A 15,712-nucleotide genomic window follows, 5' to 3' on the forward strand; every position below is an offset into this window, starting at 1 on the left:
TGGAGAGAAGTTATGCAAGGCAAGTACAGTTCTGAACTGGCGCTACCGCTCAACGAGCTGTTGACCGTGGTGCTGATTACTCACAATCGGCCGGCGTTTTTGCGTCGGGCGGTGAAGTATTACAGCAGCTTGCCCTGCAAAATCATGGTGCTCGATTCGACCCTTGAACGACCTGAGGGTGACTTTAGCGCCGTCGATTACCACCATGTGCCGCAGTTCGCGTACTGGGGCATGCAGGCCAAACTGGCGTATGGCGTGGAAAAACTGACCACGCCGTACATGGTGCTGGCGGCCGACGACGATTTCATCCTGCATGATTCGCTGGCAGAGTCCGTCGGCTTCCTGCATGCCAACCCTGATTACGGTATGTGCCACGGCTACTGCCTGATGTACCTGACACTGTCTCATGGCGTGAGCTACTACCGCCGCGACAAGAAAGTCCAGGAAGACTACGCGTCCGAGCGGGCGCAGGATCGCGTCCTCGATTACATGAGCCAGTACATCCCGCCGTTCTACGCGGTGACCCGTACTGACCTGATGAAAAACTGGCATTCGGCGTTGCCGCCGGGGACCAATTTCCAGTGGCAGGAAATTGGCCACGTCTACTACCTGCTGGCCAGCGCCAAGGCACGCATCCTGCCGATTCCTTATGTGGTGCGCGAGATCAACTACGGTGTCTCCGAGCACAATACCGATGTGTATCACTCGCTGACCTACGTCGATGCCAAATCGGTCGCCGAACGAGAGGCCTTTGCCGAGTTCCTCGTTTCGCTGCCCACCGCTATCGAAGGTCTGGATGCCGGGCAGGCCAAGGCCTTTGCCCTGGAAAGTTTCAAGGCGATGGCCGGCAGTCTGGAGACCGGGCGGGCGCTGACCGCCGAGCTGATTATCGAGTCGACCTGGAACCAGGAACTGAAGGCGCCGGACCGTCGTTTTGGTCCGCTGCAGTACGTCGAAATGCCGTTCTACAACCAGGCCTTCTTCGATCGTCTGGAGCAGTTCGAATTCATGTTGCACACCCTGCCGGCCGGCCGCCTCCAGCTCGAAGGGCTGGAAGGCGTATGGACGCGTCAGGCGCACCTGTTGCAGGCGCGCAACAACGATACGCCGGAAAGTGTGCTTGACCGTTTGTGGCAGGCCCATGATCTCAATGCGTTCAACCTGACCGTGGTCAAACGCCTGGCGACGCAACTGGACATCGTCGGGGACGAGACCGCCGCGCACGCCATGCGTGAGTGGATCGCCCGCCTCGAAACGCTGACGGTCGAAGATCATCAGCCGGTCTTCGATAAGATGAAGTCCGGTCGCCTGTTGCAGTGGCTGGCGGCTCGTGCGCCGACGATTGCGCAACTCGAGTCGATTGGCCAGCATCTGGCAACTGAAGGCGGTGGCCCGCAATTCGGTATTTTCCTGCTTGATCTGGACAACGACATCGACAAGTTGCAGGTGTCGCTCGACAGCCTGCTCGAGGGTAACTGCAAGGCGTTCAGGATCGTCGTGTTCACCACCGGCGAAGCTCCGGCGGCGACGACCGCGCAAAATACCCTGCACTTTGTCCGTGTCACCCAAAGCAATTTTGTCGACAAGCTCAACCAGAGCGCCCAGCAATCGCCAAGCGATTGGTTGCTGCTGGCTGAGGCGGGTGATCAGTTCACCGCCAGCGGCCTGTTGCGCGCGAGCCTGGAACTGATGTCGGCCGAAGGTGTGCGTGCGGTGGCCACCGATGAAATCCAGCGCATGGACAATGGCGCGCTGGTTGACGTGTTCCGCCCGGGGTTCAACCTGGATCTGCTGCAAAGCGTGCCGTCACTGATGGCCCGCCACTGGTTGATTCGCCGCGAAGTGTTGCTCGAAGCCGGCGGTTACCAGGCTGATTTCAGCAAGGCGCTGGAATTTGACTTGCTGCTGCGCATCATTGAGCAGGGCGGCCTCGACGGCCTTGCGCATCTCGACGAGCCGTTGCTGATCACTCAGGCCGCGGAGCCTGAAGAAAACGCTCACGAACGTCAGGCGTTGCTGCGTCATCTGGGCAATCGCGGCTACAAGGCCAAGGTCATGTCGGCGGTGCCGGGCACCTGGCAGATCGATTACCGCCACACCGAGCAGCCACTGGTGTCGATCATTGTGCCGGTCATCGATGATCTGCCAGTGCTGCGCCGCTGCCTGGAAGGCGTGTTGCTCAGAACCCGTTACAGCCGTTATGAAGTATTGCTGGCGGCAAACGCCACCCCGTCGGCAGCGGTCAACGACTGGTTGGGCACGCTGCGTCACGCCAAGGTCAATGTGCTGCGTGCCGATCAGCCACTGAGCGAGGTCGCGTTGTACAACGCTGCCAGCGAGCAGGCTCAGGGTGAGTATCTGGTGCTGTTGGCGGCGGACAGTGAAGTCGTCAATCCGAACTGGATCGATTCGCTGCTCAACCACGCCCAGCGTCCGGAAGTGGGCATCGTCGGTGCCAAACTGGTCGACCGCGACGGCAAGATCGCTCAGGCCGGTCTGATCGTCGGCCTGAACGATGGCGTGGGTTCGGCCTTCATCGGCGAAAAACACGCAGCAGACGGCTACATGTATCGTTTGACCGTCGAGCAGAATTACTCGGCTGTGTCGAAGGTCTGCCTGATGGTGCGCAAAGAGCTGTTCAACGCCCTTGGCGGGCTGGACGAAGTGACCTTCGCCGAGGGTTATGCCGATGTTGACCTGTGCCTCAAGGCCGGTCAGACCGGTTACCTCACCGTGTGGACGCCGTTGGTGCAGGTGCTGCATACCGGCGAGCTGCCACAGGCGCCGGAAGCGCTGGCGGCACTGCGTGAAAAATGGAGCGGTGTCTTCGCGCAGGATCCGGCTTACAACGCCAACCTGGCCCTGCACGGCAAAGGTTTTACCTTGGGCGAAAATGCCTCGATCAACTGGGCGCAGTTGCTCGCTTGAGCGTGCCCGACAGGAATCAGCCTATGTTCAACGGTAAATCGATTTTCATCTCCGGCGGCACGGGTTCGTTCGGGCGCAAATTCATCGCCCGCCTGCTTGAGCAATACCAGCCCAAGCGCGTGGTGGTGTTCTCCCGAGACGAGCTCAAACAGTACGAGATGCAGCAGACGTTCAACGCACCGTGCATGCGTTACTTCATCGGTGATGTGCGTGACGCTGACCGTCTGCGTCAGGCCATGCGCGGCATCGACTACGTGGTGCATGCTGCGGCGTTGAAGCAAGTGCCGGCGGCGGAGTACAACCCGACCGAATGCATTCGCACCAACGTCAACGGCGCGGAGAACATCATTGCCGCCGCCATCGACAATGGCGTGAAAAAGGTTGTGGCGCTGTCCACCGACAAAGCCGCCAGCCCGATCAACTTGTACGGCGCGACCAAGTTGCTCTCGGACAAATTGTTCGTCGCCGCCAACAATATTGCCGGTGAGCAGGAAACCCGTTTCGCCGTGGTGCGCTACGGCAATGTGGCCGGTTCGCGCGGTTCGGTGGTGCCGTTCTTCAGCAAGCTGATCGCCGACGGTGCTCAGGAGTTGCCGATCACCGACGAACGCATGACGCGGTTTTGGATCACCCTCGACCACGGCGTGCAGTTCGTCCTCGACAGCTTTGCGCGGATGCATGGCGGCGAAGTGTTTGTGCCGAAGATTCCATCGATCCGCATTGTCGATCTGGCACGCGGCATGGCTGAACATCTGCCGCACAAGAACGTCGGCATTCGTCCCGGTGAAAAGCTCCATGAGTTGATGGTGCCGCTGGACGATGCGCGGATGACCCTCGAGTTCGAAGATCACTACACCATCCAGCCGTCGATTCGCTTTACCAGCGTCGATGTCGATTTTGCCGTCGACAAACTCGGCGAGCAGGGGCGTGCCGTGAGCGAGGATTTCGAATACCGCTCCGACACCAATCCGCACTTCCTCTCGGTCGGGCAGATCGCTGATCTGCACGCGAAGCTCTCGGTATGATTCCCTACGGCCGGCAAAGCCTCGATCAGGCAGACATCGATGCCGTCGTCCAAGTGCTGCAGTCGGACTGGCTGACCCAAGGGCCGAGTATCGAGCGTTTCGAACAGGCAATGGCCGAGCGGTGCCAGGCTGACTTCGCCGTCGCAGTGTGCAACGCCACGGCGGCGCTGCACATTGCCTGTCTGGCCGCAGGCCTGGGGCCGGGTGATCGTTTGTGGACGACGCCGAACACCTTTCTTGCCTCGGCCAACTGTGGACGTTATTGCGGTGCCGACGTTGATTTCGTCGACATCGATCCGCTGACCTGGAACCTCGATGCGTTCGCCCTCGAAGCGAAACTCGATCAGGCCGAGCAGGACGGCACTTTGCCGAAAGTGCTGGTGGCGGTGGCGTTCTCCGGGCAGAGCTGCGACATGCGCAAGATTGCCGAACTGGCCGAGCGCTACAACTTCACCGTGATCGAAGATGCGTCTCACGCGGTCGGTGCGTCCTACGCAGGACGTCCGGTCGGCTGCGGTCAATTCGCGGCAATGACGGTGTTCAGTTTCCACCCGGTGAAGATCATCACCAGCGCCGAAGGCGGCATGGTGCTGACCAATCGCCCACAACTGGCCGAGCGCCTGCAGCGTCTGCGCAGCCATGGCATGACTCGCGATCCGCAGCAGATGACCGAGTCCAGCCATGGTCCTTGGTACTACCAGCAGATCGAACTGGGCTTCAATTACCGGATCACCGATCTGCAAGCCGCGTTGGGCTTGTCGCAACTGGGCAAACTCGACGAATTTATCGCCCGACGTCGCGAACTGGTGGCGCGTTACGATCGCTTGCTGGCGTACTTGCCGGTGACGCTGCCGAGCCTTCAGCCAGAGGCGGAGTCTGCCTGGCACCTGTACGTGATCCGCTTGCAGCCCGAGCGTATCAGCCTTAGCCATCGTCAGGTGTTCGAAGGCTTGCGCGCGGCCGGGATCGGCGTGAACCTGCACTATATTCCCGTGCATTTGCAGCCCTACTATCGCGACCTGGGTTTTGCCGAGGGCGATTTCCCCGAAGCCGAACGTTATTACGCCGAGGCCATCAGCTTGCCGCTGTACCCGTTGCTGAGTGATCAGCAGCAGGATTATGTAGTCGAGCAAGTGCGTCGACTGACCGAATGAATACCGCTGTAGCGGTGGATGAGACTGAGTCATGCGTGATCTGAGCGAGCAGGAAAAATTCTGGCAGGGTGAGTTCGGTAACCAGTACGTTGCGCGCAATATCGGCCAACCACTGGTGGCGGCCAATCTGGCGCTGTTTGCCAAAGCGTTGAGCCGCGCCGGGCGCATTGAAAGCCTGGTCGAGTTGGGCACCAACGCCGGCAACAATTTGCAGGCGCTGCATCAGTTGTTGCCACGCTGTGAGCTGTTCGGCGTCGAGATCAATGACAGCGCCTGTGCTCAGGCGCGGGCATTGAACATTGCGCAGATCTGGCATGGCTCGCTGTTCGATTTTCCGCGCGAGCGCCGCTACGACATGACCTTGAGTAAAGGCGTGCTGATTCACTTGGCTCCGGAACTGCTGCCGACCGCATACGCGCAGTTGTATGAGTTGAGTCAGCGCTACATTTTGATCGCCGAGTACTACAACCCGGCACCGGTGGAAGTGTCCTATCGCGGTAACAGCGGCAAGCTGTTCAAGCGTGATTTTGCCGGTGAGATGCTTGATCGCTATGCTGATCTGCAACTGCTGGATTACGGTTTCGTCTATCACCGCGATCCGCAATTCCCGGCAGACGATGTCACCTGGTTCCTGTTGGAAAAACGTCCTTGAGCAACGTTGCAATCATCCCCGCACGCGGGGGCAGCAAACGCATCCCGCGCAAGAATCTCTTGCCGTTCGACGGCGTGCCGATGATTGTCCGTTCGATTCGCACCGCGCTGGAGTCGGGCGTGTTCGATCAGGTCGTGGTCAGCACCGACGATGCCGAGATTGCCGATGTCGCACGCGCGCAGGGTGCGCAGGTGCCGTTTTTGCGTCCGGTCGAACTGGCCGATGATTTCACCGGTACGGCGGCAGTGATCGTGCATGCTTTGCAGCAGTTGCCGGCGTTCGATTACGCCTGTTGCGTGTATGCCACGGCGCCGCTGTTGCAGGCGCGCTATCTGCGCCAGGGTATCGACTTGCTGGAGCAGCATCCCGACAAGTCTTTCGCGTTTTCCGTGTGCAGCTTCGGCTTTCCGGTGCAGCGTGCGCTGACGCTGGACGGGCAGGGTGCCTTGTGCGCGTTGTATCCCGAGTTCCGCAATACGCGTTCTCAGGATCTGCCCGAGGCATTTCAGGATGCCGGTCAGTTCTACTGGGGGCGCAGCGATGCCTGGTTACGCGGTGAAGTGGTGTATTCGCCGGCCAGTCTGCCGGTGATTCTGCCCCGGCACCTGGTGCAGGACATCGACACCCCCGAAGACTGGAAACGCGCCGAGTACCTTTACGCCGCGCTAAAGGCCGGCGGAGAGTTGCAATGAGAGTGCTGATTCGCGCCGACGCCTCGCCGACCATCGGCAGTGGCCATATCGCCCGCTGCCTGACACTGGCGCGGGTGTTGCGCGGGCAGGGCAGCCATGTCGCGTTCGCGTGCCGGCAATTGCCGGGGCATCGGCTGCAGGCGCTGAGTGCCGAAGGATTTGCCACTTTTGCGTTGCCTGAGCGTTACCCCGATGAAGACCCGCAGCAAGCCATCGAATCGATGCTGCCGTGGCAGGCTGACATTGACACTCTGGGCCTGCTGCTCGATGGCGAGGCCGAATACGACTGGATCATCGTCGATCACTACGGCCTCGATCATCACTGGCAAACCGCTGCACGCCGCTGGGCACATCGCATAGCGGCAGTGGATGATCTGGCGACCCGGCGCTACAGCGTTGATCTTTTACTCAATCAGAATTTGTCCGGTCTCAGTGAAAACTACGCGCCGCTGCTGCCGCCGGGTTGCCGCACATTACTTGGCCCGCGCTACGCGATGTTGCGTGAAGAATTCAACTGTCCGGCCATCGAGATCAACGCCAAGGCGCGCCGGGTACTGGTGAATTTCGGCGGTTTCGATGCGGCGATGCAGACCCATCACGCGATGCTCGCGCTGGCCGATTTCAACGAGCTGCAAGTGGACTTTGTCGCCGGTGCCGACAACCCGGCATGGGCACAGATGCAGGCGTTGGCCGAGACGCGGCCGAACTGGCGCCTGCACAGTTTCGTCAGCGATTTTTACCAGCGCATGAGCGAAGCCGATCTGTTTATCGGTGCTGGCGGCGGCACCAGTTGGGAGCGCGCGGCGCTCGGGCTGCCGACGATCTGTATCGCGGTATCGAACAACCAGCAGGTCAACGGCGAAGTGATGGCCGCAGCGGGCGCGCATGTGTTCATGGGCGCCCGCGAGCAGGTCAGCGTCGAACAGTTGCGCGATGCTGTCGGTTTTGTCGTGGCCAATCATTTTCTACGGCAGAGCCTGGCCGAGCGCTCGCGGCAACTGGTCGATGGTCGCGGCGCCGAGCGCGTCGCGGCAGCGCTTGCTGGCGCGGTGCTCAGGTTGCGCCCGGCGACGCTGGATGATGCGCAGTTGCTGTTCGAGGGGCGCAATGCCGAAGCCGTAAGGCGCTGGTCGCCGGAGCCAGGCGTAATTGATTGGGCGCAACACCTCAACTGGTTGACGGCAAGTTTGCGTAATCCGCAGCGGCTGCTGTTGATCGCCGAGGCGGACGATGGCGCCGTCGGCGTGCTGCGTTACGACTTGCGTGGTTTTGAGGCCGAAGTCTCGATTTACCTCCTGCAAGGACGTTTCGGCCTCGGCTGGGGCAGGGCGCTGTTGACCCGTGGCCATACTTTTGTTGCTGCGCACTGGCCGCAACTGACGGTCATCAGCGCTCGCGTCCTGCCGGACAATCTGTCCTCACTGAATGTGTTTCGCGACGCCGGGTTTACCCAAGGCGCCTGTGCGTTCACCCGTGTTTTGAAGGATCACCCCCATGACTAGTTTCAAGATTGGCAACCGCTTGATCGGTGCCGATGCGCCGCCCTTCATCATCGCCGAGATGAGCGGCAACCATAACCAGTCGCTGGACGTGGCCTTGCAAATTGTCGAAGCGGCGGCCAAGGCTGGGGCGCATGCCTTGAAGCTGCAAACCTACACCGCCGAGACCATGACCCTCGATCTGGCTGAAGGTGAATTCTTCATCAAGGATCCGGGCAGTCTGTGGGCGGGCACTTCGCTCTACGACTTGTATGAAAAAGCCCATACGCCGTGGGAGTGGCACGCGCCGATTTTCGCCCGGGCCAAGGCGCTGGGCATGCTCGCGTTCTCCACGCCGTTCGATGCCAGCGCCGTGGACTTTCTTGAAAGCCTTGATGTGCCGGCCTACAAGATCGCCAGTTTCGAAAACACTGACTTGCCGTTGATTCGCCGCGTGGCCGCCACCGGCAAACCGCTGATCATCTCCACGGGCATGGCCAGCATCGCTGAACTGGATGAAACCGTGCGCGCCGCCCGGGAAGCCGGCTGCAAGGATCTGGTCTTGCTCAAATGCACCAGCACCTACCCGGCGACCCCGCTCAACAGCAACGTGCGCACGATCCCGCATCTGCGGGAATTGTTCGGTTGCGAGGTGGGGCTGTCCGACCACTCGATGGGCGTCGGGGTGTCGGTGGCGGCGGTGGCGCTGGGGGCAACGGTGGTGGAAAAGCACTTCACCCTCGACCGTTCAGCGGGTGGCGTCGATGCCAGTTTCTCGCTGGAGCCGGCGGAAATGGCCAGCCTGGTGGTGGAAACCGAGCGTGCCTGGCAAGCCATGGGCCAGGTTTATTACGGCGCCACTGAAGCCGAGCGCAAGTCAGTGGTCTATCGCCGCTCGCTGTACGTCACTGCCGACATGGCCGCCGGTGACACCTTTAGCGGGGACAATCTGCGCGCCATTCGCCCCGGTCTCGGTCTGCCGCCCAAGCACACCGAAGCCGTCCTCGGCCGCCGCGCGCGCGCGCCGATCAAGCGCGGCACGCCGCTGGACTGGTCGTTGGTCGAATAACCCGATCTGCACCGATTCGGCAAAATAGCGTGACCTGCGAGTCATAACGCGCATCTTCACTGTATTGTATTGATCGGGGAGATGGCGCCTGGCTCGTTTTCGATTCCAGTGATAGCCCTTTGCGCTCCCCGTGGCTGCCCGTTGTGGCGGCCGTTTTCTGTTTGTCGGCGCCCCTCGAAATCCTTGCGAGCGGTGGTCTTGGGCTGTTTTTTATTGGGAAGCCGTAATGATTGGCATAAAAAGCATTGCGAGCTACGTTCCTGTAGCCGGCGTGGACAATTACGCACAAGGTGCAAAATTCGAGAAGGATGAAGAATTCATCCTTGGCAAGATCGGCTCGGCATTCCTGCCGCGCAAAGACGCTGAGCAAGAAACCTCTGATCTGTGCGTGGAAGCGGCCAATGCGCTGTTTGCCAGCAACCCGGAACTGAAACGTGAGTCGATCGACGCCTTGATCGTCGTCACCCAAAACGGTGACGAAGAAGGCCTGCCGCACACCGCTGCGATCGTGCAGGACAAACTCGGTCTGCCAACCAACGTGGCGGCGTTCGACATTTCCCTGGGCTGCTCCGGTTATGTCTATGGCATCTACGCGATCAAGGGCTTCATGGAGGCCGCCGGCCTGAAGAACGGCCTGCTGATCACCGCCGACCCGTATTCGAAAATCGTTGACCCGGAAGACCGCAACACCACCATGCTGTTCGGCGATGCCGCCACTGCAACCTGGATGGGCGAAGATCCGACCTGGGCACTGGGCAAAGCCAAGTTCGGCACCGATGGCTCCGGTGCTCCGCACCTGAAAGTCACCGATGGCGTGTTCTTCATGAACGGTCGTCAGGTCTTCAACTTCGCGCTGCTCAAAGTTCCGGCGCACCTGCATGAGCTGCTCGATGATTCAGGCCTCAAGGCTGACGACATCGACGCCTTCTGTATTCACCAGGGCAGTGCGGCGATTGTCGATGCCGTGGCGCGGCGTTTCGAAGGCGAGCCGGAGAAGTTCATCAAGGACATGGTCGAGACCGGTAACACCGTGTCGTCGAGCATTCCCTTGCTACTGGAAAAACACGTCATCGATTCCGATTGGCAGCGTATTGCGCTGAGCGGGTTTGGTGTCGGTCTGTCGTGGGGCTCGGCGATCATCTATCGTCCTTGAGTCCGAGCAAAAACGGCGGATACAAAAATAGCGTTCAAGGTTAACCTTGAACGCTATTTTTTTGCCTGGAAGGGAGCGCGAGGCGCCATGAGCGAGTTTTTTCAAGCCAATGCCGAGGTGTTGCAACGGCGTTGGCCGGCGCTGTTCGAGCGACTGATGGCTGAAGACAGTGCGGCCGTCCCGGCCCAATTGGTCGAGGGGCTTGGCTCGACGCTGAGCGTCAACGGTATTCAACTCACCAGTCGTCACGATCGCCTCCACGAAGCGCAGACTCAGGCGGGCAGTCTGCCCGACAAGGCGCAGTTGCACGTCTATGGCACCGGTCTCGGCGATTTACCCACTGTGCTGCTCGAGCGTGCGGGACTGCAGCGCCTGTACGTGCACATCCTCAATGGCGCGCTGTTTGCGCTGGTGCTGCAACTGCTCGATCAGCGGCAGTGGCTGGAAGATCCGCGTGTCGAGTTGTTTTACGCCGGCGATCATGCGGATTTTTTCACGCCGTTTTTCGCTTTGCCTGCCGAGATGCTGCTGGCTGACGATTTCAACGCGAAGATCCGTGATCGGCTGGTCAATGAAGTCCATCTGGCGTTCAACAATCGCGAATTCGACGCGCAGTCGCCGTTCATTCAACAGCGCTTGCAGGACTGCCTGCCGGTACTGCTCGGCGATGACGATGTGGCGCAACTGTCTGGCTCCTGCACCGACCGGGAAATCTATGTGATCGCTACCGGTCCGACCCTGGAAGGGCACTTTGAACGATTGGCAGCCATTCGGGCGCAGGCTCAGCGGCCATTGTTCATCTGCGTCGACACGGCCTATCGGCCATTGCGTGAGCACGGAATCGCCCCGGATCTGGTGGTGACCATTGATCAGCGCATCAGCTTCCGTCATTTACCGTTCGAAGCGTCCGACGGTATTGCGCTGGTGTATTTGCCCATGAGTGATCCTGATGTTTTGCGTGCCTGGAAGGGCAAGCGCTACGGCGGTTACTCGGCCAGCCCGGTGTACGCCGGGTTGCGTGAACAGCATCCGCGGGCACTGCTGCACGTCGGCGGCAGCGTGATTCACCCGGCTGTGGATCTGGCCGTGAAAATGGGCGCGCCTCGCATCACGCTCTTTGGCGCTGACTTTGCCTTTCCGATGAACAAGACCCACGCCGGCTGGAGCGACGGCGATCTGGGGCCGCCGGTCAATCAGGCGCGGCATTGGGTGCGCGATGGCCATGGCCAGCGGGTCAGTACGCAGCTCAATTTCCGTGGTTATCTGTGTGTGCTGGAGCGCTACATTGCGGCGCATCCGCACGTTCAGTTTTTCAATAGCAGCAGGGCGGGTGCGCTGATCGCCGGGACGCAGTTCAATCAGGAGTTTGTGCAATGACGGCGATGGAACAATGCATCGGCGAATGCCGTCAGTGTGCGCAGTTGTTCCGGCTGGGGCGGGATGTCGAGGCCGGGTTGAGCATGGTCGATGTCTTCGAAGGCGCGCAGCAGTTGCTGCTTTCGGCCCCTGCTGATGTCCAGTTGCTGTGGGCGCAGGTGCTCACGCAAATGCTCGAATGTCAGGAGCGCCAGGACTGGCTGGGCCTGGCTGACTCTATGGAATACGAACTGGTGGATTTACTGGAAAGTGTTCCAGCCTGAGTGCGCCGACAGCACTGGCGCGCAGGTTTGCGCCGCAGTCGGTTTTATGACGTCATTTTTCCACGGCTGACGTACTGCTAAGTCTTTGTTTTCTGGGGGGTGGCAGGGTGATGGCAAATTTTTTTCAAAAAGCCCTCAAGCAACCTGCAAACCCGACGATAACTATTACGAAGGTTCTCTAGGCCATACCCGGCGGTTGCCAGGGCCGGAAGCCGCAGTACCCAACCAACGAGGAATTCGTCATGGCTTTAACAGTAAACACCAACACCACGTCGTTGAACGTTCAGAAAAACCTGAACCGCGCTTCCGACGCTCTGTCGACTTCGATGCAGCGCCTGTCTTCCGGCCTGAAAATCAACAGCGCTAAAGACGACGCCGCTGGCCTGCAGATCTCGAACCGTATGTCTTCGCAGATCCGTGGTAACACCCAAGCCATCCAGAACGCCAACGACGGTATCTCCGTTGCTCAGACCGCTGAAGGCGCTCTGCAAGCTACTACCGATATCCTGCAGCGTATGCGTGAACTGGCTGTTAAAGCACGTAACGGTACCAACGGCACTGCTGACCAGACCGCTACCAACTCCGAATTCGCTCAGATGTCCGACGAGATCACCCGTATCTCGGCTTCGACCAACCTGAACGGCAAAAACCTGCTGGACGGTTCGGCTGGTACTGTGACCCTGCAAGTGGGCGCAAACACCGGTTCGGCTAACCACATCGACCTGGTACTGAGCTCCAAGTTCGACGCCGTCAGCCTGTCGGTTGGTAGCGGTACTGTTGTTCTGACCGGTGCTTCCACTTCGGGCGCTGCGCAAAACATCGACAACGCGATCACTGCAATCGACGCCGCTATCGCTGCGATCGGTGCAACCCGCGCCAGCCTGGGTGCTTCGCAAAACCGTCTGACCAGCACCATCTCCAACCTGCAGAACATCACTGAAAACACCACCGCTGCTCAGGGTCGTGTACAGGACACCGACTTCGCCGCAGAAACTGCTAACCTGACCAAGCAGCAAACTCTGCAGCAGGCTTCGACCTCCGTACTGGCTCAAGCCAACCAACTGCCTTCCGCTGTACTGAAGCTGCTTCAGTAATTCGGAATGAGTTTGAGCGGGGGAGTGCGCTTGTCGCGCTCTCTCGCTTTTTTCGTTAGGAGGTGATGGGCATGGACATGAGCGTAAAGCTTAACGTGTCTTATCCGGCTCCCAAGCCAGCGACACCTGTTGCTGACAAGCCGTCAGAGACGCCAAAAGTTGCGCAGGCCGATGCGCCGGTCGCTGACAAGAAAAGTCAGGGCACGGATGACGCCAAGCTGAAACTGGCAGTGCAGGAGATCGAGAAGTTCGTCCAATCGATCAAGCGCAATCTGGAGTTCTCCATCGATGAACACTCCGGGAAGGTCATCGTCAAGGTGATCGCAAGCGAGACGGGTGAGGTCGTACGACAGATTCCCTCCGCAGAAGCCCTCAAGCTGGCAGACAGCCTCGCCAATGCGAGCCACGTGTTGTTCGACGCCAAAGTCTGATAGCTGGCATGAATAATGTTTGTACGTTCTCAGGACGCGGGTAACGGTCAAAAGAATGGCAACAATCTGAAGGGAGATGCACATGGCAAGTCCAATTCTACCGGGTTCCGGACTGGGTTCCGGCCTGGACATCGGCGCGATCGTGACCGCGCTGGTCAACGCCGACAAGTCTGCCAAGCAGACCCAGATCGACACTCAGACGAAAAGCAACTCGCTGAAGATTTCCGGTGTTGGTTCGCTGAAAAGCGCACTGGCGGCGTACCAGAAGGCGATGACTGACCTCAACAAGGCGACGAGTCCGGCCTTTGCCGGTTTCACTGCAACGTCGGATACGCCAGCGGTTGTCGGTGCAACATCGGACAAAACCGCCGTACCGGGTACTTACAGCGTTGTCGTGAACAATCTGGCCACCGGCTCGAAAGTCGCCAGTGCCGCATTTGCCGGCGGTGCCGCCAGTGCCATTCCGAGTGGTACTCTGAAAATCAGTCAGAATGGCATTGATTACAATGTTGAGATTCCGGCCAATGCCACCCTGCAGTCCACGCGGGATGCGATCAACACCGCGCAGGCCAGCAACGGTATTTCCGCCAACATCGTGACTGACAGTAGCGGTTCTTCGCGTCTGGTACTGAGCTCGAACAAGACGGGCGCGGGCATGGACCTGCAGGTCAGCGGTATCGCTGGTCTGGAAATCGACGGGACCCAGAAAATGGGTGCTTCCCCTGCAGCAGGGGCCTCTGGCGCTGTGGGTGAACTGGCTCAGGATGCAAGCCTGACCATCGACGGACTGGCTGTCACCAGCAAGACCAACACGGTGACGGGCGCCATCAGCGGCATGACGCTGAACCTGGTGACCCCCAGCCCTGTCGTCAATGGCAAGGCAACCGCCGCGACCGTTTCGGTCGCGACCAATACCGCTGGTATCCAGACGTCGCTGCAGACGTTCATCGATGCCTATAACACCCTGAAGAAAACCGTCGACACTCTGTCCAAGGCCACGCCGGATGCCGATGGCAATCTGACCGTTTCGGCGGCGTTCACCGGTGACTCGTTGCCGCGCTCGTTGATGGCTGACGTGCGTGCCCAACTGACCGATCCGGGTGCTGGCGGGCAAGGGCAATTGTCCGTGCTGTCGCAGATGGGTGTGCTGACTGACAGCAAAACCGGTTTGCTGACGCTCGACACGGCGGTGTTCAACAAGCGTATGGAACTGCCTGGCATGGCCGGTCAGGTTCAGCAGTTGTTCAGCGGTACCGACGCCAAAAATGGCCTGTTGGCGCGCATGAACGCGGCGGTTGATCCATACGTCAAGACCGGCGGCCTGCTCGATCAGCGCAGTTCAAACCTGACGAACATGACCACCTCCCTGCAAAAACAGCAGGCGGCTCTGGACTTGCGCGTTGATAACCTGACGAAGACGTTGACGGCCAAGTACAACGCCATGGACCTGTTGGTCGGGCAGATGAAAGCGACGGCGAGCAACATCACCTCGTTCTTCACCAGCCTGAACGCGCAGAAGTCTAGCAGCTGATCATGAGCTGACGACAGAAACCCGGCTACGCTTCATCGGCGTGCGCCGGGTTTTTGTCTTTTGCTCTAAAGTTCTGTGATTCGTTGGCGATACACTGGTTATACGAGTCATTGTGGCAATGAGGTAGAACATGAATCCGATGTTAGCCCTTCGGCAGTATCAGAAAGTCGGTGCACACGCTCAGACGTCCGAAGCGAGCCCGCACCGTCTGGTGCAAATGTTGATGGAAGGTGGTCTGGCCCGTATCGCTCAGGCCAAAGGCGCCATCGAGCGCAAGGACATTCCTGGCAAATGCACTTCGATCAGCAAGGCGATTGGCATTGTCAGCGGCCTGCGTGAAGGTCTCGATCTGGAAAACAGCGCAGATACCCTGGCTGATCTGGACGGGCTGTACATCTACATGATGAAGCGCCTCGCCGAGGCGAATATCAGCAGCGACCCGCGCATTCTCGATGAGGTTGCAGGCTTGCTGAGCACGGTGAAAGAAGGCTGGGATGCCATCGCTCCTACGCCAGCGCCGCAGTTCTGAAGGAGATCGTCATGAGTCTTGTATTGCAGCGAATCGCCGATACCCGTGAAGCGTTGGTCAGTGCCTTGGCCGAACGCAACTGGGAAGCCATTGGCGAGCTGGATCTGGCTTGCCGTTCCTGCATGGAAGACGTCATGGCGGAAGCTGCGCTGGATGAGGTCGCGTTGCGCGATAATCTTGAGGAGTTGCTCCATGTCTACAAGGAGCTTCTTGAGGTGGCCATGGGTGAGCGGCAAGCGATAGCCAACGAGATGTCGCAGATCACCCAAGCGCAAAAGGCGGCAAAGGTTTACCATCTGTTTGGTTAATTAACCCCCAGTTAATCCAAACATGTGC

At 59.5% G+C, this 15,712-nt stretch carries 15 protein-coding genes; all 15 read left to right on the top strand.

Going from position 1 to position 15,712, the window contains the following annotated elements:
* Positions 1-12 precede the first annotated feature (12 nt).
* The 15 genes from BK670_RS21455 (at position 13) to fliT (ending at position 15,684) form a co-directional block, all read left to right on the top strand.
* Positions 13-2,928, top strand: coding sequence for a glycosyltransferase family 2 protein (locus BK670_RS21455; RefSeq protein ID WP_123452682.1), 2,916 nt, complete (start codon positions 13-15; stop codon positions 2,926-2,928).
* 23 nt (positions 2,929-2,951) lie between these two features.
* Positions 2,952-3,953 (top strand): UDP-N-acetylglucosamine 4,6-dehydratase (inverting), encoded by a 1,002-nt coding sequence (pseB, locus tag BK670_RS21460; protein ID WP_123452684.1) that lies wholly within the window; start codon positions 2,952-2,954, stop codon positions 3,951-3,953.
* Complete coding sequence (pseC, locus tag BK670_RS21465; protein ID WP_123452687.1) at positions 3,950-5,107, top strand: UDP-4-amino-4,6-dideoxy-N-acetyl-beta-L-altrosamine transaminase; 1,158 nt, start codon at positions 3,950-3,952, stop codon at positions 5,105-5,107. The genes pseB and pseC overlap by 4 nt, the downstream gene beginning before the upstream one ends.
* Positions 5,108-5,138: 31 nt before the next feature.
* Positions 5,139-5,759: a pseudaminic acid biosynthesis-associated methylase gene (locus tag BK670_RS21470; RefSeq protein WP_123452689.1), complete on the top strand. Its 621-nt coding sequence runs from the start codon at positions 5,139-5,141 to the stop codon at positions 5,757-5,759.
* The gene (gene pseF, locus BK670_RS21475) at positions 5,756-6,451 is read left to right on the top strand and encodes a pseudaminic acid cytidylyltransferase (RefSeq protein ID WP_123452691.1); all 696 of its coding nucleotides are present in this window, start codon (positions 5,756-5,758) and stop codon (positions 6,449-6,451) included. Before BK670_RS21470 ends, pseF begins: the two co-directional genes overlap by 4 nt.
* Positions 6,448-7,953: a UDP-2,4-diacetamido-2,4,6-trideoxy-beta-L-altropyranose hydrolase gene (gene pseG / locus BK670_RS21480; RefSeq protein ID WP_123452694.1), complete on the top strand. Its 1,506-nt coding sequence runs from the start codon at positions 6,448-6,450 to the stop codon at positions 7,951-7,953. Before pseF ends, pseG begins: the two co-directional genes overlap by 4 nt.
* Positions 7,946-8,998 carry a pseudaminic acid synthase gene (gene pseI, locus BK670_RS21485; RefSeq protein ID WP_123452696.1) on the top strand — a complete coding sequence of 351 codons (1,053 nt, stop codon included), beginning with the start codon at positions 7,946-7,948 and terminating at the stop codon, positions 8,996-8,998. Before pseG ends, pseI begins: the two co-directional genes overlap by 8 nt.
* A gap of 226 nt (positions 8,999-9,224) precedes the next feature.
* Entirely contained in the window at positions 9,225-10,151 is a 927-nt protein-coding gene (locus tag BK670_RS21490) for a ketoacyl-ACP synthase III (protein WP_095122707.1), read from the top strand.
* Positions 10,152-10,238: 87 nt separating this feature from the next.
* Positions 10,239-11,528, top strand: a complete 1,290-nt coding sequence (locus BK670_RS21495) for a motility associated factor glycosyltransferase family protein (protein WP_123452698.1) — start codon at positions 10,239-10,241, stop codon at positions 11,526-11,528.
* Positions 11,525-11,791 carry a hypothetical protein gene (locus BK670_RS21500; RefSeq protein WP_123452700.1) on the top strand — a complete coding sequence of 89 codons (267 nt, stop codon included), beginning with the start codon at positions 11,525-11,527 and terminating at the stop codon, positions 11,789-11,791. The genes BK670_RS21495 and BK670_RS21500 overlap by 4 nt, the downstream gene beginning before the upstream one ends.
* 242 nt (positions 11,792-12,033) lie before the next feature.
* Positions 12,034-12,885, top strand: a complete 852-nt coding sequence (locus BK670_RS21505) for a flagellin domain-containing protein (protein ID WP_123452702.1) — start codon at positions 12,034-12,036, stop codon at positions 12,883-12,885.
* Positions 12,886-12,956: 71 nt separating this feature from the next.
* Positions 12,957-13,316, top strand: a complete 360-nt coding sequence (locus tag BK670_RS21510) for a flagellar protein FlaG (RefSeq protein ID WP_123452704.1) — start codon at positions 12,957-12,959, stop codon at positions 13,314-13,316.
* A gap of 82 nt (positions 13,317-13,398) precedes the next feature.
* Complete coding sequence (gene fliD / locus BK670_RS21515; protein ID WP_123452706.1) at positions 13,399-14,847, top strand: flagellar filament capping protein FliD; 1,449 nt, start codon at positions 13,399-13,401, stop codon at positions 14,845-14,847.
* Between the two features lie 130 nt (positions 14,848-14,977).
* On the top strand, positions 14,978-15,376 hold the full coding sequence (gene fliS / locus BK670_RS21520; RefSeq protein WP_123452708.1) for a flagellar export chaperone FliS: 399 nt from the start codon (positions 14,978-14,980) through the stop codon (positions 15,374-15,376).
* Between the two features lie 11 nt (positions 15,377-15,387).
* Positions 15,388-15,684 carry a flagellar protein FliT gene (gene fliT / locus BK670_RS21525; RefSeq protein ID WP_123452710.1) on the top strand — a complete coding sequence of 99 codons (297 nt, stop codon included), beginning with the start codon at positions 15,388-15,390 and terminating at the stop codon, positions 15,682-15,684.
* Positions 15,685-15,712 lie beyond the last annotated feature (28 nt).

The sequence above is a fragment of the Pseudomonas fluorescens genome, assembly GCF_003732425.1.
In the GTDB taxonomy this organism is placed as follows: Bacteria; Pseudomonadota; Gammaproteobacteria; order Pseudomonadales; family Pseudomonadaceae; genus Aquipseudomonas; species Aquipseudomonas fluorescens_BE.

Bases quoted from the DNA above. Each gene is read 5' to 3' on its own strand.
- pseG (WP_123452694.1), top strand. From the start codon at position 6,448: ATGAGAGTGCTGATTCGCGCCGACGCCTCGCCGACCATCGGCAGTGGC.
- BK670_RS21510 (WP_123452704.1), top strand. From the start codon at position 12,957: ATGGACATGAGCGTAAAGCTTAACGTGTCTTATCCGGCTCCCAAGCCA.
- fliT (WP_123452710.1), top strand. From the start codon at position 15,388: ATGAGTCTTGTATTGCAGCGAATCGCCGATACCCGTGAAGCGTTGGTC.
- BK670_RS21455 (WP_123452682.1), top strand. From the start codon at position 13: ATGCAAGGCAAGTACAGTTCTGAACTGGCGCTACCGCTCAACGAGCTG.
- pseI (WP_123452696.1), top strand. From the start codon at position 7,946: ATGACTAGTTTCAAGATTGGCAACCGCTTGATCGGTGCCGATGCGCCG.
- fliS (WP_123452708.1), top strand. From the start codon at position 14,978: ATGAATCCGATGTTAGCCCTTCGGCAGTATCAGAAAGTCGGTGCACAC.
- BK670_RS21505 (WP_123452702.1), top strand. From the start codon at position 12,034: ATGGCTTTAACAGTAAACACCAACACCACGTCGTTGAACGTTCAGAAA.
- BK670_RS21495 (WP_123452698.1), top strand. From the start codon at position 10,239: ATGAGCGAGTTTTTTCAAGCCAATGCCGAGGTGTTGCAACGGCGTTGG.
- pseB (WP_123452684.1), top strand. From the start codon at position 2,952: ATGTTCAACGGTAAATCGATTTTCATCTCCGGCGGCACGGGTTCGTTC.
- BK670_RS21470 (WP_123452689.1), top strand. From the start codon at position 5,139: ATGCGTGATCTGAGCGAGCAGGAAAAATTCTGGCAGGGTGAGTTCGGT.
- BK670_RS21490 (WP_095122707.1), top strand. From the start codon at position 9,225: ATGATTGGCATAAAAAGCATTGCGAGCTACGTTCCTGTAGCCGGCGTG.
- pseC (WP_123452687.1), top strand. From the start codon at position 3,950: ATGATTCCCTACGGCCGGCAAAGCCTCGATCAGGCAGACATCGATGCC.
- fliD (WP_123452706.1), top strand. From the start codon at position 13,399: ATGGCAAGTCCAATTCTACCGGGTTCCGGACTGGGTTCCGGCCTGGAC.
- BK670_RS21500 (WP_123452700.1), top strand. From the start codon at position 11,525: ATGACGGCGATGGAACAATGCATCGGCGAATGCCGTCAGTGTGCGCAG.